Genomic DNA, 16969 nt, shown 5'->3' with positions numbered 1-16969 from the left:
AGACATCATGGGAAAGACCACCGGCTTCATGGAATACGAGCGCATCGAAGAGGGCTACAAGCCTGTCGGCGAGCGCCTGAAGCACTACAAGGAATTCGTCATCGGCCTGGATGACGCGCAGGCCAAGATCCAGGGCGCGCGCTGCATGGACTGCGGCACGCCGTTCTGCAACAACGGCTGCCCGGTCAACAACATCATTCCGGACTTCAACGACCTGGTGTACCAGCAGGACTGGAAGAGCGCCATCGCGGTGCTGCACAGCACCAACAACTTCCCCGAGTTCACCGGCCGCATCTGCCCCGCGCCCTGCGAGGCCGCCTGCGTGCTCAACGTGAACGACGACCCGGTGGGCATCAAGTCCATCGAGCACGCCATCATCGACCGCGCCTGGGCCGAGGGCTGGGTCAAGCCCCTGCCCCCGAAGCACAAGACCGGCAAAAAGGTCGCTGTGGTCGGCTCCGGCCCGGCCGGCATGGCGGCGGCCCAGCAACTGGCGCGCGCGGGCCACGACGTGACCCTGTTCGAGAAGAACGACCGCATCGGCGGCCTGCTGCGCTACGGCATTCCCGACTTCAAGATGGAGAAGTCGCACATCGACCGCCGTGCCGAGCAGATGGCCGCCGAGGGCGTCACCATCCGCACCGGCGTCTTCATCGGCGCCGCCAAGGACGGCCTGGGCAAGGGCTCCAAGGTCACCAACTGGGCCAAGGAAACCATCACGCCCGAGCAACTGCAAAAGGACTTCGACGCCGTGCTGCTGACCGGCGGCGCGGAGCAGTCGCGCGACCTGCCCGTGCCGGGCCGCGACCTGGACGGCGTGCACTTCGCGATGGAGTTCCTGCCCCAGCAGAACAAGGTCAACGCGGGCGACAAGCTCAAGGGCCAGTTGCGCGCCGATGGCAAGCACGTCATCGTGATCGGCGGTGGCGACACCGGCAGCGACTGCGTGGGCACCAGCAACCGCCACGGCGCCGTGAGCGTCACGCAGTTCGAGCTGATGCCCCAGCCGCCCGAGGTCGAGAACCGCCCCATGACCTGGCCCTACTGGCCGATCAAGCTGCGCACCAGCTCCAGCCACGAGGAGGGCTGCGAGCGCGAGTTCGCCATCTCCACCAAGGAGCTGCTGGGCGAGAAGGGCAAGGTCACCGGCCTCAAGACCGTCCGCGTCGAATGGAAGGAAGGCAAGATGGTCGAGGTGGCTGGCAGCGAGCAGGTCCTCAAGGCCGACCTCGTGCTGCTGGCCATGGGCTTCGTGAGCCCCGTCGCGCAGGTGCTGGACGCCTTCGGCGTGGACAAGGACGCCCGCGGCAACGCGAAGGCCACCACCGACTTTGACGGCGGCTACGCCACCAACGTGCCCAAGGTGTTCGCCGCGGGCGACATGCGCCGGGGCCAGTCCCTGGTGGTGTGGGCCATCCGCGAAGGCCGCCAGGCCGCGCGCTCGGTGGACGAGTTCCTGATGGGGTACTCCGACTTGCCGCGCTGAGTCCCGTCAAAAGCGGCAGGCTTTGAAGCACAACGGCGCTCTTCGGAGCGCCGTTTTCTTTGCGCCGATGCGATGGCCCGAACGATCCAAAAAAAAGCCCCTGCCGAACGGCAGGGGCTTTCGTGGAAAGGCCAGCGTTTGCGGCGCGGCGCCGGTCGCCCTTTCCTTTCTCTTTTTCTCTGACCTCCCTCTCCTGCCGAAATCTGGCTGTCCATTCGTCACCGGAGTGCGGTTTTCGAATTCCTGGTGATTCTTCGATCGCGTCGTTCAGCCCACGGATTCTGGCGGCGGGCCTTCTTTGTGCCCTTAACGGGGGCTGAGAAGTCCTGAAACGTTCTGAAATTTCTCGAGCCCCTGCGATCGGTGCGCGGTGCGCGGTGCGGCTGTCCGCCTTGGCATCAAGAACGGCATCCTGTGGCACTGTTCCTGATTGCTATGAAAAAATGAGCGTCATGCCGGTGCATTCATTGCGCTGGAGGCTGTTTTGGCTCTGGGTCCTCAGAACTTGTATTGCACGCCCACCGTCACCTGCCGCGGGCTGCCGGGCATGACCCAGACGCGGTTGTAGGCGCTGTGGTAGTAGGTCTTGTCGAACAGGTTGTCCACGTCCAGCGACACGCGCAGGCGCTTGTCCAGGTTCCAGTAGGTGGTCAGCTTGGCCACGGTGTAGGCGGGCAGGCGCGGCTCGCCCGTGTCGCCGCGGCGCTCGCCCACGTGGGTGAAGCCGCCGCCCACGCCCAGCAGGCCGCCGCCGGCCAGCGCCCTTTCGTGCGTGACGAAGGCGCTGGCGCTCTGGCGGGCGAACTGGGTGATGAGCGGGTCGGCATCCAGGTAGGTGTAGCTCAGCGCCACGCGCCAGCCGGGCGCGACCCAGCCGGCCAGTTCGGCCTCCAGGCCCCGGTTGCGGACCTTGCCGGGCACCGGCACCAGGTACACGCCGTCGTCGTCCCAGGTGGCCGTGTTGCGCTTGCTGATGTCGAACAGCGCCACGCTGCCGCCCAGGCGCGCATCGGCGCTCTGCCACTTCATGCCCAGCTCGCGCGCGGTGCCGATCTCGGGCTGGATCTGCTGGCCGGACGCGGTGGTCTGGGCCTGCGCGCGGAACGATCGCCCGGCGCTGGCGTACACCGACACCTCGGGCGTGGCCAGCCAGGTCAGGCCCAGGCGCGGCGAGGTGGCGCTCGGGTCCTGGGTGGTGACGCGGCCCGTGCTGCGCTCGTCGATCTCGCCGCGGTAGCGGTCGTGGCGCACGCCGGCCAGGAGCTTCCACTGGGGCGTGAGGCTGATCTGGTCCTGCACGTAGAAGGCGGTGGTGCGGTCTTCCACCGTGCGGTCGATGGCGCGGGCCGTGAGCGCGGGCCGCGCGGCGGCGCCGTACACCGGGTTGGCCACGCTGATGCCGTAGCCGAAGCGGCCGCCGCCCGCCTGGGTGAGCATGGTCTGGTCCATGTCGAAGCGCGACACCTCGGCGCCGACCAGCAGCTCGTGCTGGAAGGCCCCGGTTGTGAGGTGCCCGTTCAGGTCGAGCTGCACCGTGGTGTCGTCGGACCGGAAGTCGCGGCGGATGAGCCGGCGGCACAGCCAGCCGCTGGCCTCGACCGAGGTCTGGCAGGGCGACGGGCCGTATTGGTGGGATTCGCTGGCCAGGCCCGCCAGCGTGTTGCGCTTGTATTGCAGGCCGGCGCGCAGGCTCCAGTCGGGCGACAGTGCCTGCTCCAGGAAGAACTGGTGCGTCTGGTTGTCCACGGTGATGTCTCCGTCGCCGGGTTCGCCGTAGAAGCGCGAGGTGGGCACCGCGCCCAATTGGCCGTTGACCGAGACCACGCCCCGGTCGAGCGGCGCGCGCTGGCGCAGCCACTCGCCGTCGTAGCGCAGCACGGTGTCGGGGCCGAGCTTCCAGGTGATGGCGGGGGCGATCAGCTCGCGGCGGCTGTGCACGAAGTCGCGGAAGCTGTCCTTGTCCTCCACCGACACGTTGAGGCGGTAGGCCAGCGTGGCGGGCTCGGTGGCGCTGCCGTTCAGCGGGCCGGTGCTGTCCAGCGCGATGCGCTTGGCGTCGTGCGTGCCGTAGTAGGCCTCGACTGAATGCGCGGCCTTGAACCGGGGTGGTTTGGTCACGACGTTCACCGTGCCGCCCGGCTCGCTGTTGCCGTACAGCGCGCCCATGGTGCCCTTGAGGAATTCGAAGCGCTCCACGTTGGCGGTGTCGCGCGGCGCGTTGAAGCCGCGGTTGGCCGGCATGCCGTTGCGCAGCAGGCCCATGCCCATGTCCTCGTGGCCCACGAAGCCCCGCATGGCCACGTTGTCCCAGATGCCGCCGAAGTTGTTCTGCCGCGAAACGCCGGCCACGTAGTCCAGCACGTCATCGAGGCGCTGGGCGCCCAGGTCGTCGACCAGCTGGCGCGTGACCACGCGCACGGCCTGGGGCACTTCGCGCAGCGGCGTGTCGGTCCTGGTCGCGCCCTCGGATTCCTGGGCGTGGTACTGGCCGGACTGCTGGCGGCCGACGACCTCGGTGGCGGGCAATTGCGGCTCGGCGGCCGCGGGCGCCTGGGCGAAGGCGGGCAGGGCGGTGCCCTGTACCAGGGCCGCGAGGCTGGCGGCGGCCAGCAGCGAGCGGCGCGGGCCGCGGGCCGCGGCGGCGCAAGGGGGGAGCGGAAATGGCCGGTCAGGGGTCGGGTGGCGGTGCATCGGTGCTTCTCTCGTTGGTGGTTGTCGAGAAGAAGACACGCAGCCCCCCGGAAAGGGGACAGCCCTTTTGCTTTGTTTCGATCGATGTGTGCGAAGTGTTGCGCGCGCGCCGCGCCGGGGCGTTTCGCGCCCCGCCACGCGGCCCCTGGTGGCGCGGGGCTTGATATTCTTCGAGCCACAAGAAACGACATCGACGAGGAGAACCCGTGGCCAGAGAGCGGACGAGGGCAGGCAGCATCGGCACCCGGCTGGCACTGCTGGCGTTCAGCGCCGTCTTCGCCGTGGCATTTGGCGTCTTCGGCTACACCTACGGACTGCGGCCCCTGGCCAGCACCCTGCGCCTGGCGTGGGAGGTGCACCACCGCTGGCAGCCGGTGCAGGCCGAGGTCCTCTCCGCGGAGCTTCGGCGGGAGGCGCGCCGTTCGGGCAGCGGTACGGGGCCCGCGTTCGAAGTGCAGGCCCGCTACCGCTACGCCGTGGACGGCAAGCCCCATGAAGGCACCCGCGTGGGCCTGGACCCGGCAGGCCATGGCGAATCGATGGACTTCGACGGTTGGCAACGCCGGTGGCTCGCGCAACTGCAAGGCGCCCGGGCCAGCGGGCACACCGTCACCGCGTGGGTGAACCCGGCCAACCCGTCGCAATCGCTGATCGACCCCGCCATCCGCTGGCGCCTGCAGCTGTTTCGTCTGCCCTTTGCCCTGGTGTTCACCGGCGTGGGCCTGGTGGCGGCCTGGGTGTTCGTCTTCGTCCTGCTGCGCTGGCGCAAGATGGCTCGCGAAGAGGCCGATGCCGCGTCCCTGTCGGACGGGCCGTTGCCCCCGCCTGGGAACCCGGCACGCCGATCCCTCGGCATCCTGTGGCTCATCGCGTTGTTTTGGTGCGGCTTCAGTGTCCCGATGGCCGCCTTGCTGTGGCCCGATCCCCATATTCCGTGGCTCGCCAAGGGGGTCGTGGGCCTGTGCGCTCTGGTGGGCATCGGGCTGCTGTGGTACTCGGGGCATGTCACCTACCTGGCCTGGCGATACGCGGGCACCGGGCTCGCCTTGCAGCCCGCGCGGCCACTCGCAGGGCATCCGGTCGAGGTGGCGCTGGTGGTGCCGGCCCGTGCCGCGCCCCGCATGCAGGGGCACAGCCTGCAATTGCGACTGGCCCAGTACCGGGTGGACGAAGCGAGTTCGGGCTCACCCGAACGGCGCGTGGAGTCTTTCGCCGAGCCCGTGGCGATGCAGCCGGCCAGCGGCGGCCGGCTGCGGCTGGTGGCGCGTTTCCTGGTGCCGCCCGATGCGCCGACCAGCGGCGCCCGCCGCTCGGGCGAGCGCGTGGAATGGCGGCTGGACCTGCTGCGCGCGCCGCAAGGCGAGCCGGAGTGGACGTGCGACGTGCCCGTCCAGGCGGCAGCGCAGCCCCTGTCAGGGGAGCCGCCGGACCGCTTCGACCGCCGGGCGGCCTGGAAGGGCACGCCCGTTCCCGTCAGTGCCCGCCCGGCGGGGCCGGGCGCGGAGCAGGATGACGAGGCCCCCATGTTCCTGCCGCCCGCTGTCACGCTGCAGGAAACCCAGCACGCCTGGCACTTCGTCTTTCGCCCGGGCGGCTGGACCTGGGCGGCCGGCATCGTGCTGGTGAACCTGGCGCTCGGCGCGGTGGCCCTGGACGGGCTGGGCGTGTCCCTGGCCGCCGGGTGGCGCACCCCGGCGGCCGCGGGCGCCGGGTGGGCCCTGGCGGTGGCGTTGCTGCATGCCGCATCCCGGCGCTGGACGCTGACGGTGCAGGACGCCGGCCTGGTCGTGCAGCGCCGCTCCTGGCTGTGGTCGCACGCGCGGGCGGTGCCGGGCGAGGCCACCCAGGCGCTGGTCCGCGCGCTGCAACGGGTCACGGGCAGCGGCCCCAGCGAAGAGGCCTACTTCGCGCTGTATGCGCCGGTGCCCGAAGGGGGCCGCGTGCGCCTCACGCCCGGCATCGCCGGCACCGAGGCCGCCACGGCCGTGGGCCAGGCGATCGCCCAGGCCTGGCGGGTCCGGCAGGGCCATTTCACCCCCGGATCGCAGCGGCCCGCGTTGACGGGCCACTCGCGCCCGACCTGGGGCGCCTTGGCCGCGCTGGCTGTGCTGGCGTGGTGCCTGTGGGGCGGTTAGTCCGCGGTCAGAACGTGTGCCTGGCCGTGAGCGTGACGTGGCGCGGCGCGCCGGGCACCACCCACACGCGGTTGTAGGCGCTGGCGTAATAGCGCTTGTCGAACGCGTTGTCCACCTGCAGCGACAGGCGCAGCGCGGGCCCTGCCTGCCAGTGCGCCAGCAGCCGCATGGTGGTGTAGGCGGGCAGCCGGGGCGATCCGGCATCGCCCGTGCGCTCGCCCACATGCGTGAGCCCGCCCCCGAGGCCGACGGTGTGCCCGCCCGCTCCGCCGATGCTGCCGTCCAGCGCCCATTCGCGCACCAGCAGCAGGCTGCCGCTCGCGCGCGGAAACTGCGGCAGCGACCGCTGCAGCCAGGCGCCGCCGGCCACCACGCTCCAGCCGGCCGCGGGCCGGCCCGCCAGCTCGAACTCCGCGCCCCGGCTGCGCACGCGGGCGGCGGCCACGCTGTGGTCCGGGTGCTGCGGGTCGGTGACGAGCACATTGCGCTTGGCGATGTCGTAGAGCGCGAGCGACGCCGACAGGGGGCCCTCGGGCGGCTGCCACTTCACGCCGATCTCGCGCGCCAGGCCTTTCTCGGGCGCGAAGGCGCCGCCCTGCACGTCCACGCCCACGTTCGGGCGGAACGAGGCGCCGACGCTGGCATACACCGCCCAGCCCGGCACGGGCAGCCAGGTCAGGCCCGCGCGCGGCGACAGGGCGCCCTGCGACTGGCGCCGCATGCCGCCGGCCAGCCGGTCGTCCACGGCCTGCCGGAAGCGGTCGTGGCGCAGGCCCAGCAACGCCTGCCACCGCGGCGCCAGTTCGATCTGGTCCTGCAGGTACAGTCCCAGGCCGCGCTGGTGCTCGTCGGTGGACAGGAAATCCTGCGTCGCCGGCCGCTCGTCGCCGTACACGGGCTGGCGCACGTCGATGCCATCGGCCTGCCAGGTGCCGGCCGGCGACTGCTGCATGACCTGCGAGAGCCGGAAGCGAAACACCTCCATCCCCGCCAGCAGCGTGTGCCGCAGTCCGCCCGCCTCCCACTGCCCCTGCAGATCGAGCTGGCCCGAGCGGTCGCTGGAGGCGAAATCGCGCCAGCGCCGCTGGCGCCACAGCCAGCCGCGTGCCTCCAGGTCGGCCAGCGCCTCGCCGTAGCCGTGGCCGTAGGTGGTGAAGCCCACCATGGTGCCGCGCCGCGCCATCAGCCCCGCATGCACGCGCCAGCCGGGGGCCAGGGCGTGGTCCAGCAGCCACTGGTGCGTCTGGTTGACCATGGCCAGGTCGCCGTCGCCGGGATCGCCATAGAAGTGCGTGACCGGCACGGTGCCCACCTGCCCGCCGAGCGCCACCACGCCCCGGTCCAGCGGCGCGCGCTGGCGCAGCCATTCGCCGTCGTAGCGCAGCGTGGTGGCCTCGGCGAGACGCCAGGTGAACGCCGGTGCCAGCATGTCGCGGCGCGTTCGCACATGCTCTCGAAAGCTGCCCTTGTCCTCGCCCACGGCGGTGAGGCGGTAGGCGATGCGCGCGGGTTCGCCCGACTCCGGCGCGGTGCCTGCCGGCGCATCCAGCGGGCCGCCCAGCGTGAGCACGGCGCGCCTTGTGTTCCAGCGGCCCAGGCTCGCCTCGATCGTGCGCAGCGGCTCCCACGGCGCGGGCTGTGTCACCACGTTGAGCGTGCCGCCGGGCTCGGACACGCCGTACAGCGCCGCCACGGGCCCGCGCAGGAACTCGAAGCGCTCCACGTTGGCCGTGTCGCGCGGCGCGTTGTAGCCCCGGTTGCCGGCCATGCCGTTGCGCAGCAGGCTCATGCCGGTGTCCTCGTGGCCGGCGAAGCCGCGCAGGGCGATGTTGTCCCAGGTGCCGCCGAAGTCGTTCTGGCGCGACACACCGGGCACGTAGTCGAGCGCGTCGTCCAGGCGCGTGGCGCCCAGGGCGTCCAAGGTCGGGCGCGGCAGGGTGGACAGGGCCTGCGGCACCGCGAGCGCGGGCGTGGCCGTGCGCGTGGCGGCGCCGGCCCCGCGCCCGTTGCCGCTCCATAGGGCGTCGGTGCCCCCGGCCTCGCGCAGGGCGGTCACGCGCACCACGGGCAGCACGGCGGCGTCTGGCCCGGGCAGGGCCGACGCGGGTGCGGCGGGCGCGGTGGCCATGGCGCCTGCGGGCCGCAGCACGAAGACGCCGGGCGCCTCCTCGGCTGCCGCGAGCCCCGTGCCCGCCAGCAGCCGCGCCAGTGCCTCGGGGGGTGTGAACCGGCCCGCCACGCCGGGCGCCTGCAGTCCGCGCAGCAGCGCCGCATCGGCCTGCACCGAGGCCCCGGTCTGCGCCGCCAGGGCTGGCAGCCGGTCGGCCAGCGGGCCCGGGGGCAGTTCGACCGCCCGCGGTGCGGGGGCGGGTGATTGCGCCGCGGCCGCGCCCGCCAGCAGGCACAGCGCCAGGCAGCCCGCCCGCGTGCGCAGCCCGGCCATCCGCCCTGCCATCAGTCCTGCACGGTGGCCGGCAGCACCCGCGCCCAGTAGCGCGTGCGCCAGGCCACGCGCACCGGCAGGGTGCGGGGCAGGGCGTCGAGCACGGCGTCGCTGCGGTCGATCTGGAAGGCACCGGTGATGCGCAGCGCGGCCACGGCCGGGTCGCACTGCACCACGCCGGCACGGTAGCGGGCGAGGTCTTCGAGGAACTCGCCCAGCGGCTGGTTGCGCGCCACCAGCAGGCCCTCGGTCCAGCGCCCGGCGAACGGGTCGGCAGGCGCGATCGGCGCGATCCGGCCGGCGGTGAAGCGCAGCGCCTGCCCGGCCGGCACGGTCTGCGCCAGCCCCTGCGCGGTGCGCACGGCCACGGCGCCTTCGTGCACCGTGAGCCGACAGCCGTCCGGCGCGTCGCGCGCCACGAAGCGCGTGCCCAGCGGGCGCAGCTCGCCTTCGCGCGTGGCGAGCACGAAGGGGCGGTGGCCGGGCGCGCCGGCGTCGGCGCCGGTCTGCACCAGCACCTCGCCGTGCAGCAGCCGCACGGTGCGCTGCGCGGGCGAATAGGCCACGTCGATGGCCGTCGTGGTGTTGAGCCACAGGCGCGTGCCGTCGGGCAACACGAGGTCGCGGCGCTCGCCCCGCGCCGTGCGGTGGTCGGCTGTGAAGGCCTCGCCCCATTGGCGCCAGGCCAGGTGCGCGGCGGGCAGCGCCACGGCCAGGCCGCCGAGCGCGCGCAGCGCACGGCGCCGCCCGTTGCCGCGTGCCCGGCCCAGCACGGCCTGCGCGAGCGGCGGGCTGACGAGGGCCAGCTGCGCCTGCATGCGCTGCGCGCGCTGCCAGGCGCGTTCGTGCTCGGGGTGCTCGTTGCGCCAGCGCTCGCAGGCCGCGTGGTCCTGCGCCGTGGCGTCGCCGGCATGCAGCCGGGCCAGCCATTGCGCCGCCGCGCGCACGGCGGCGCGGTCCGGGGGCAGGGGTGCGGCGGCGGGGCTCAATCCACCGCCAGGATGCAGGCCTCGAACGCCTGCGCCATGTAGCGCTTGACGCTGCGCTCGGTCACGCCCAGCGTGGCGGCGATGCGGACGTAGTCCTGCCCCTCGATCTGCGACAGCAGGAAGGCGCGCCGCGCGCGCTCGGGCAGGCCGGCCAGGGCCGCATCCAGCCGGTGCAGCGCCTGGCGGGCCATGGCGTGCTGCTCGGCCGAGGGCCACTGCGCTTCGGGCAGCGTGGCCAGCGCGTCGAGCCAGGCGCGCTCCAGCGACAGCCGGCGAAAGTGGTTGGCCACGAGCCGGCCCGCCACGGTGACCAGGTAGGCCCGGGGCTCGCGCGGCGTGGCGGCGTGTGCGTCGGCCTCGGTGCCGGCCTCGGCGCCCAGCCGGTGGGCGAGCAGCCGCACGAAGGTGTCCTGTGCCAGGTCCGCCGCCTGGTCGGGGCAGCCCAGCCGCGCGCGCAGCCAGCCCAGCAGCCAGCGGTGGTGCGCGCCGTACAGGCGGCCGATTTCTTCAGCCGGCCCGGGGGCGGGCGCGGCGGCGTGGTGGGCGGCGGACACGGGAGCCACGGGCGGGAATCCGATGGGTAAACGCCCGGCGGGCGGTCAATGAGAATGCATCGCATTATCTCATCCGTGGGCGGTGCTCCGTCCACGGGCCCGTTGCCCGGGCCGGGATGCCTTCTGGTGCACCCTTCGGGTTTTGGTTTGCTATTTAATTGATAGCGGTATGCCCTAGTGATGATTGCGCTGCAGGCCATTTTGGTTCTCATCTGCTGGCGCGCGCTGCACCGCCTTGGGGCGCGTTTCGCGCGGTCGGAGACAATACCGGCCTGGTCCCACCCCCTTCGCGCGTGGCCGCCCGCTGTCCCGGGCCGCCGCGCGCATTGCTTTTCGTCTCTCTGGAACACCCGATACGCCATGAAAAAGATTGCAGCCGTTTTATTGATGTCCCTGGGCGCCCTGCTGGCCGGTTGCGGCAAGAACGACAGCGCGCAGCCCGCTGCGGCCGCCACCCCCGCACCGGCCGCCGCCACCAGGATCGTGGTGGGCCTGGACGACAACTTCCCGCCCATGGGCTTTCGCGACGAGAAGAACGAACTGGTGGGCTTTGACATCGACATGGCGCGCGAAGCCGCCAAGCGCATGGGCGTGGCGGTGGAGTTCAAGCCGATCGACTGGAGCGCCAAGGAGGCCGAGCTGTCCGGCCAGCGCGTGGATGCGCTGTGGAACGGGCTGACCATCACGCCCGAGCGCAAGCAGAACATCGCCTTCACCGCGCCGTACATGGAGAACCACCAGATCGTCGTGGTGTCGGCCCAGTCCCCCATCAAGGCCAAGGCCGATCTGGCCGGCAAGGTGGTGGGCGCGCAGGAGGGCAGCAGCGCGGTCGATGCGGTCAAGAAGGAAGACGCCGTGTTCAAGTCGTTCAAGGAGTTCAAGACCTTCGGCGACAACGTGACGGCGCTGATGGACCTGTCCACCGGCCGCCTGGAAGCCGTGGTGGTCGATGAAGTGGTGGGCCGCTACTACGTGGCCAAGAAGCCCGGCGCCTACGCCGTGCTGGACGAGCACTTCGGCACCGAAGACTACGGCGTGGGCGTGCGCAAGGACGACACCGCGCTGCAGGGCCGCCTGGACAAGGCCCTGGCCGACATGAAGCAGGACGGCACGGCCGGAAAGATCGCCACGCAGTGGTTCGGCAAGAACATCGTCAAATAAAGAACAACCCCCTGAGGCGCTGCGCGCCTTCCCCCTTCTCTCGCCTCGCTGCGTGATGCGGGAAGGGGGACGCAGCCGGCGCGGCGGGGCGGCCCTTGCGCGGCTGCCGCTGGTATCGGGCCGCGCCAGTTGCCCAGGTTGCAGGCCTTGCCGGCCGCAGTCGTTTAGCCATGGACTCTCGTAGCTCATAGATGGATTACGTTCTCTCCCTTCTGGGGCCGATGGCGCAGGGCGCCGCGGTCACGCTGAAGCTCTTCGCCATCACGCTCGTGCTGGCCGTGCCGCTCGGGCTCGCACTGGCGCTGGCGCGCGTGTCGCGCCTGGCGCCGCTGTCGGCGCTGGTCAACGGCTACATCTGGCTCATGCGCGGCACGCCGCTCATGCTGCAGATGCTGTTCATCTATTTCGCGCTGCCGTTCGTGCCGGTCATCGGCGTGCGGCTGCCGGACTTTCCCGCCGCCGTGGTGGCCTTCGCGCTCAACTACGCGGCGTATTTCGCGGAGATCTTCCGCTCCGGCATCCAGTCGGTGGACCGGGGCCAGTACGAGGCCGCCCGCGTGCTGGGCATGACCTACGGCCAGACCATGCGCCGCATCGTGCTGCCGCAGATGGTGCGCCGCATCCTGCCGCCCATGAGCAACGAGACCATCACCCTGGTCAAGGACACCTCCCTCATCTACGTGCTGGCCCTGAACGACCTGCTGCGCGCCGCGCGCGGCATCGTGCAGCGCGACTTCACCACCACGCCGTTCATCGTGGCGGCGGCTTTTTATCTGACCATGACCCTGGTGCTCACCTGGGGCTTCCAGCGCCTGGAGAAACGCTATGCCAGACACGACGCTTGACGCGGCGGGCGCGGTGCCCATGATCGAGGCGCGCGGCCTGCACAAGGCCTTCGGCGGCACGCCGGTGCTGCGCGACGTGTCGCTCACCCTCGGGCGCGGCGAGGTGGTGGCGGTGATCGGGCCCTCGGGCTCGGGCAAGAGCACCTTCCTGCGCTGCCTGAACCACCTGGAGACCATCGACAGCGGCCACATCGCCATCGAAGGCGAGGCGCTGGCGACCACCGACGCGGCGGGCCGCTGCACCTACGTGCCCGAGGCCCGCGTGCGCGGCATCTGCCGAAAGATGGGCATGGTGTTCCAGTCGTTCAATCTGTTCCCGCACCTGACCGTGCTGCAGAACCTGATCGAGGCGCCCATGGTGGTGCGCGGCATGCCGCGCGAGGCCGCGGTGGCCCGCGCCGAGGCGCTGCTGGCCAAGGTGGGCCTGTCAGAGAAGCGCGACCACTTTCCCGGCCGGCTGTCGGGCGGGCAAAAGCAGCGCGTGGCCATTGCGCGCGCGCTGGCGATGGAGCCCGACATCCTGCTGTTCGACGAGCCCACTTCCGCCCTCGACCCCGAGCTGACCGGCGAAGTGCTGCGCACCATGCGCGAACTGGCCAGCGACCGCATGACCATGCTGGTCGTCACCCACGAGATGGGCTTTGCGCGCGAGGTGGCCCACCGCGTGGTGTTCATGGACCGGGGGGAGCTGATCGAATCGGCCCCAGCGGCGGCGTTTTTCGCAAATCCGCAACATGCGCGCACCCAGGCATTTCTTCGCAGCATGCTTTGACCGGCATTGAGTGGCCGGTAAAAATCCAAGCAAAATCGGCTTCCAGGGCAATCATCACTAGGGCATGTCGCTATCAAAAAATGAGCATTCTTGCCCCCTGGATTTTTGCAAACATCCATGCATGTATGTTTGCGTTACCATCGCATGCCCGGGGTTTGCCCTGACCCGCGACAATCACTGGTTGGTCCCCTTCTTCATCCCTCTGAATGCCTGAGCACCCACTTCTGGTCGAACTGCGCAACGTGACGTTCTCGTACGGCGAGCGCGACATCCTGCGCGACGTTTCGCTGTCCGTGCCGCGCGGCAAGGTCACGGCGCTCATGGGCGCCTCCGGCGGCGGCAAGACCACGGTGCTGCGCCTCATCGGCGGCCAGCAGCGGGCGCAGCAGGGCGAGGTGCTGGTCGGCGGCCAGGACGTGGGCCGCATGGATGCCGCCACGCTGTACGCCGCGCGGCGCCGCATGGGCATGCTGTTCCAGTTCGGGGCGCTGTTCACCGACATGAGCGTGTTCGAGAACGTGGCCTTTCCGCTGCGCGAGCACACCGACCTGCCCGAGGAGCTGATCCGCGACATCGTGCTGATGAAGCTCAATGCCGTGGGCCTGCGTGGCGCGCGCGACCTCATGCCCAGCCAGGTCTCGGGCGGCATGGCCCGGCGCGTGGCGCTGGCCCGGGCGATCGCGCTGGACCCCGAACTCATCATGTACGACGAGCCTTTCGCGGGGCTCGATCCCATTTCCCTCGGCACGGCGGCCCAGCTCATCCGGCAGCTGAACGACGCCATGGGCCTGACCACCCTCATCGTCTCGCACGACGTGGAAGAGACCTTCCGCGTGGCCGACCACGTGATCGTGCTCGGCCCGGGCACCGTGGCCGCGCAGGGCACGCCCGACGAGGTGCGCGCCAGCCGCGACCCGCTGGTGCACCAGTTCGTGCACGCGCTGCCCACCGGCCCCGTGCCGTTCCATTACCCCGGCCCCGACGTGGCGCAGGATTTCGGCCCGACCCCCGGAGGTGCGCGATGAGCTGGTGGCGTCCTTCCGATGTGGGCTTCGCGGTGCGCAGCCATCTGGCCGGCATGGGCCGCGCGGCGCGCCTGTTCGGCCGGCTGGTGGCCTTGATCGGCCCCACGCTGCAGCGCCCGGGGCTGGTGCGCGACCAGATCCATTTCCTGGGCAACTATTCGCTGTCCATCATCGCCGTGTCGGGCCTGTTCGTGGGCTTCGTGCTCGGCCTGCAGGGCTACTACACGTTGCAGCGCTACGGCTCGGCCGAATCGCTGGGCCTTCTGGTGGCGCTGTCGCTGGTGCGCGAGCTGGGCCCGGTGGTCACGGCGCTGCTGTTCGCCGGCCGCGCGGGCACCTCGCTCACCGCCGAGATCGGCCTCATGCGCGCGGGCGAGCAACTCTCGGCCATGGAGATGATGGCCGTCGATCCGGTGCGCCGCATCCTCGCGCCGCGTTTCTGGGCCGGCGTGTTCACCATGCCGCTGCTGGCCGCGGTGTTCAGCGCGGTGGGCGTGATCGGCGGCTGGATCGTGGGCGTGCTCATGATCGGCGTGGACGGCGGCGCCTTCTGGGGCCAGATGCAGGGCGGCGTGGACGTGTGGAAGGACGTGGGCAACGGGGTGCTCAAGAGCCTCGTGTTCGGCGTCACCGTCACGTTCATCGCGCTGCTGCAGGGCTACCTGGCCAAGCCCACGCCCGAAGGCGTGTCGCGGGCCACCACGCGCACGGTGGTGATGGCGTCGCTCGCCGTGCTGGGGCTGGACTTCGTCCTCACCGCCCTGATGTTCAGTATTTGACGGGGCCGCACGCCCGCAACCCCTAGGAAACACACACCATGCAGCATTCCAAGAACGATATCTGGGTCGGCCTGTTCGTCCTGCTGGGCGGCGCGGCGCTGGTCTTTCTGGCCTTGCAGTCCGCCAACCTGCTCAAGTTGAACTTCCAGACCGGCTACCAGGTCACCGCGCTGTTCGACAACATCGGCGGCTTGAAGCCCCAGGCGGCGGTGCGCAGCGCCGGCGTGGTGGTCGGCCGCGTGCAGTCCATCACCTTCGACGACAAGAGCTTCCAGGCCAAGGTGACGCTGGAGCTGCAAAAGCGCTATGCGTTCCCCAAGGACAGCTCGCTCAAGATCCTCACGAGCGGCCTGCTGGGCGACCAGTACATCGGCATCCAGGCCGGTGCTGACGAAGCCAACCTGGCGGAAGGCGACAAGATCTCCTCCACCCAGTCGGCCGTGGTGCTGGAAAACCTGATCGGACAATTTCTCTATGGCAAGGCAGAGGGCGGCGGCAACAGCAGCAGCGCGCCTTCCTCCAGCACAGGTGGCAAAAAATGACGACAACAACGACCATGAAACGGGCCCTGGCCCACGGCAGCGCACTGGCATTGGGCGCGCTCTTCCTGACGGGCTGCGCCAGCGGCCCCGGGGCCAACCCGCGTGACCCGCTGGAGCCCTACAACCGCAGCATGACGAACTTCAACGACAACGTCGATTCGATCATCCTGCGGCCGGTCGCCACGGCCTACCGCGACATCACGCCCGCGCCCGTGCGCACCGGCGTGAGCAACTTCTTCTCCAACCTGGGTGATGCCTGGTCGTTCGTGAACAACCTGCTGCAGCTGCGCGGCGAGGGCGCGCTCAACAGCCTGGTGCGCTTCAACGTGAACACGGTGTTCGGCTTAGGGGGTGTGTTCGACGTGGCCAGCGAAATGGGCGTGGACCGCGCCAAGCAGGACTTCGGCCTCACGCTCGGCCACTGGGGCATCCCCACCGGCCCGTACCTCGTGCTGCCGCTGCTGGGCCCGTCCACCGTGCGCGACACGCTCGCGCTGCCGGTCGATGCCAAGGGCGACCTCGTCTCGTACGTGGACCCGGTGTCGGCGCGCAACTCGCTGTATGCCCTGCGCGTGGTGAACATCCGCTCCAACCTGCTGCGTGCCAGCTCGGTGCTGGACACCGCGGCGCTCGACAAGTACAGCTTCACGCGCGATGTGTTCCTACAGGTTCGCAGCCAGGAAGGCGGCGCGCCGGCCAACAGTGGCGAGGAAGAATACGACGACGGCGGCGGCAAGCTGCCCGAAGAGCCGGCGCGCTGAAGGGCCTCGGCCTTGGCGCGGCGCGGTTGCAGTTGCTTGCATCCGTGTACCGGACCGACGCATCCTGGCGCCGGCCCGACCCGAGAATGAACGAATCGAAGGGACGCCATCTGGGCGTGCCCGAGGAAGGAACGACACTGATGATGAATCGACGCACCCTGGGCCATGCCGCCCTTTGCACCGCCGCCGTGCTCTGGCTCGGCGCCCCGCTGTCCGCACTGGCCGCCGAAGAAGCGCCCGATGCGCTGGTCAAGCGCCTGTCGGCCGACGTGCTGGAAACCGTTCGCAACGACAAGAGCATCAAGGCCGGTGACGTGAACAAGATCATGGCGCTGGTCGACAAGACCATCCTGCCGCACGTCAATTTCCGCCGCATGACCGCCGCCGCCGTGGGCCCGGGCTGGCGCCAGGCCACGCCCGAACAGCAAAAGCGGCTGCAGGACGAGTTCAAGACGCTGCTGGTGCGCACCTATTCCGGCGCATTGAGCCAGGTGAACGACCAGACCATCACCGTCAAGCCCCTGCGCATGGCCGCCGACGACAAGGACGTGCTGGTGCGCACCGAGATCCAGGGCCGCGGCGACCCCATCCAGCTCGACTACCGCCTGGAGAAGACGCCCGGCGACGGCGCCGGCTGGAAGATCTACAACCTGAATGTGCTCGGCGTGTGGCTGGTGGAAACCTACCGCGGCCAGTTCGCGCAGGAGATCAACGCCAAGGGCGTGGACGGCCTGATCGAGTCACTGGTGGCCCGCAACAAGGCCAACGCCGCCAAGGGCGGCTGAC

Annotated in this window: 14 protein-coding genes; 10 read left to right on the top strand and 4 right to left on the bottom strand. The window is 70.5% G+C overall.

The genetic code is table 11. From position 1 onward, the window contains the following. Nucleotides 1-7: 7 nt before the first annotated feature. Entirely contained in the window at nt 8-1486 is a 1479-nt protein-coding gene (locus R1Z03_RS15790) for a glutamate synthase subunit beta (protein WP_284405115.1), read from the top strand. A 498-nt stretch (nt 1487-1984) separates the two neighbouring features. Here R1Z03_RS15790 and R1Z03_RS15785 read toward each other — a convergent pair whose 3' ends face one another. Continuing rightward, a complete protein-coding gene (locus R1Z03_RS15785; RefSeq protein WP_317352613.1) occupies nt 1985-4177 on the bottom strand; it encodes a TonB-dependent receptor in 2193 nt (730 codons plus the stop codon). A 206-nt stretch (nt 4178-4383) separates the two neighbouring features. Here R1Z03_RS15785 and R1Z03_RS15780 point away from each other — a divergent pair, with 206 nt between their 5' ends. Further along, nucleotides 4384-6312: a DUF3592 domain-containing protein gene (locus R1Z03_RS15780; RefSeq protein WP_317352610.1), complete on the top strand. Its 1929-nt coding sequence runs from the start codon at nt 4384-4386 to the stop codon at nt 6310-6312. Between the two features lie 7 nt (nt 6313-6319). Here the strand turns inward: R1Z03_RS15780 and R1Z03_RS15775 are convergent, their stop codons facing one another. Genes R1Z03_RS15775 through R1Z03_RS15765 form a run of 3 tightly spaced genes read right to left on the bottom strand, consistent with a single transcriptional unit; the run spans nt 6320 to nt 10298 of the window. Beyond that, nucleotides 6320-8767, bottom strand: a complete 2448-nt coding sequence (locus R1Z03_RS15775) for a TonB-dependent receptor (RefSeq protein ID WP_317352609.1) — start codon at nt 8765-8767, stop codon at nt 6320-6322. Then, nucleotides 8767-9744 carry a FecR domain-containing protein gene (locus R1Z03_RS15770; RefSeq protein WP_317352606.1) on the bottom strand — a complete coding sequence of 326 codons (978 nt, stop codon included), beginning with the start codon at nt 9742-9744 and terminating at the stop codon, nt 8767-8769. The genes R1Z03_RS15775 and R1Z03_RS15770 overlap by 1 nt, the downstream gene beginning before the upstream one ends. Further along, the gene (locus R1Z03_RS15765) at nt 9741-10298 is read right to left on the bottom strand and encodes a sigma-70 family RNA polymerase sigma factor (protein WP_317360398.1); all 558 of its coding nucleotides are present in this window, start codon (nt 10296-10298) and stop codon (nt 9741-9743) included. The genes R1Z03_RS15770 and R1Z03_RS15765 overlap by 4 nt, the downstream gene beginning before the upstream one ends. A gap of 360 nt (nt 10299-10658) precedes the next feature. On the opposite strand from R1Z03_RS15765, the gene R1Z03_RS15760 reads away from it, so the two are divergent. From R1Z03_RS15760 to R1Z03_RS15725, 8 genes are all read left to right on the top strand, one after another. Beyond that, entirely contained in the window at nt 10659-11459 is an 801-nt protein-coding gene (locus R1Z03_RS15760) for an amino acid ABC transporter substrate-binding protein (protein WP_317352603.1), read from the top strand. 191 nt (nt 11460-11650) lie between these two features. Next, on the top strand, nt 11651-12304 hold the full coding sequence (locus tag R1Z03_RS15755; protein WP_272567580.1) for an amino acid ABC transporter permease: 654 nt from the start codon (nt 11651-11653) through the stop codon (nt 12302-12304). Next, nucleotides 12285-13076, top strand: a complete 792-nt coding sequence (locus tag R1Z03_RS15750) for an amino acid ABC transporter ATP-binding protein (RefSeq protein WP_284396720.1) — start codon at nt 12285-12287, stop codon at nt 13074-13076. Before R1Z03_RS15755 ends, R1Z03_RS15750 begins: the two co-directional genes overlap by 20 nt. A gap of 206 nt (nt 13077-13282) precedes the next feature. After that, entirely contained in the window at nt 13283-14101 is an 819-nt protein-coding gene (locus tag R1Z03_RS15745; protein WP_284396723.1) for an ABC transporter ATP-binding protein, read from the top strand. Continuing rightward, nucleotides 14098-14880, top strand: coding sequence for a lipid asymmetry maintenance ABC transporter permease subunit MlaE (gene mlaE / locus R1Z03_RS15740; protein WP_284426006.1), 783 nt, complete (start codon nt 14098-14100; stop codon nt 14878-14880). Before R1Z03_RS15745 ends, mlaE begins: the two co-directional genes overlap by 4 nt. Nucleotides 14881-14918: 38 nt before the next feature. Further along, nucleotides 14919-15422 (top strand): outer membrane lipid asymmetry maintenance protein MlaD, encoded by a 504-nt coding sequence (gene mlaD / locus R1Z03_RS15735; protein WP_284396724.1) that lies wholly within the window; start codon nt 14919-14921, stop codon nt 15420-15422. After that, complete coding sequence (locus R1Z03_RS15730; protein ID WP_284429925.1) at nt 15419-16183, top strand: VacJ family lipoprotein; 765 nt, start codon at nt 15419-15421, stop codon at nt 16181-16183. The genes mlaD and R1Z03_RS15730 overlap by 4 nt, the downstream gene beginning before the upstream one ends. Before the next feature lie 140 nt (nt 16184-16323). Beyond that, nucleotides 16324-16968, top strand: coding sequence for a phospholipid-binding protein MlaC (locus tag R1Z03_RS15725; protein ID WP_284429926.1), 645 nt, complete (start codon nt 16324-16326; stop codon nt 16966-16968). Nucleotide 16969: the final 1 nt, after the last annotated feature.

This window comes from Acidovorax sp. BLS4 (assembly GCF_032929295.1).
Taxonomy (GTDB): domain Bacteria; phylum Pseudomonadota; class Gammaproteobacteria; order Burkholderiales; family Burkholderiaceae_C; genus Paracidovorax.
This window is presented reverse-complemented; position numbering and strand designations above follow the sequence as displayed.

Bases quoted from the DNA above. Each gene is read 5' to 3' on its own strand.
- mlaE (WP_284426006.1), top strand. From the start codon at position 14,098: ATGAGCTGGTGGCGTCCTTCCGATGTGGGCTTCGCGGTGCGCAGCCAT.
- R1Z03_RS15750 (WP_284396720.1), top strand. From the start codon at position 12,285: ATGCCAGACACGACGCTTGACGCGGCGGGCGCGGTGCCCATGATCGAG.
- R1Z03_RS15760 (WP_317352603.1), top strand. From the start codon at position 10,659: ATGAAAAAGATTGCAGCCGTTTTATTGATGTCCCTGGGCGCCCTGCTG.
- R1Z03_RS15725 (WP_284429926.1), top strand. From the start codon at position 16,324: ATGATGAATCGACGCACCCTGGGCCATGCCGCCCTTTGCACCGCCGCC.
- R1Z03_RS15730 (WP_284429925.1), top strand. From the start codon at position 15,419: ATGACGACAACAACGACCATGAAACGGGCCCTGGCCCACGGCAGCGCA.
- R1Z03_RS15755 (WP_272567580.1), top strand. From the start codon at position 11,651: ATGGATTACGTTCTCTCCCTTCTGGGGCCGATGGCGCAGGGCGCCGCG.
- R1Z03_RS15745 (WP_284396723.1), top strand. From the start codon at position 13,283: ATGCCTGAGCACCCACTTCTGGTCGAACTGCGCAACGTGACGTTCTCG.
- R1Z03_RS15775 (WP_317352609.1), bottom strand. From the start codon at position 8,767: ATGGCAGGGCGGATGGCCGGGCTGCGCACGCGGGCGGGCTGCCTGGCG.
- R1Z03_RS15790 (WP_284405115.1), top strand. From the start codon at position 8: ATGGGAAAGACCACCGGCTTCATGGAATACGAGCGCATCGAAGAGGGC.
- R1Z03_RS15785 (WP_317352613.1), bottom strand. From the start codon at position 4,177: ATGCACCGCCACCCGACCCCTGACCGGCCATTTCCGCTCCCCCCTTGC.
- mlaD (WP_284396724.1), top strand. From the start codon at position 14,919: ATGCAGCATTCCAAGAACGATATCTGGGTCGGCCTGTTCGTCCTGCTG.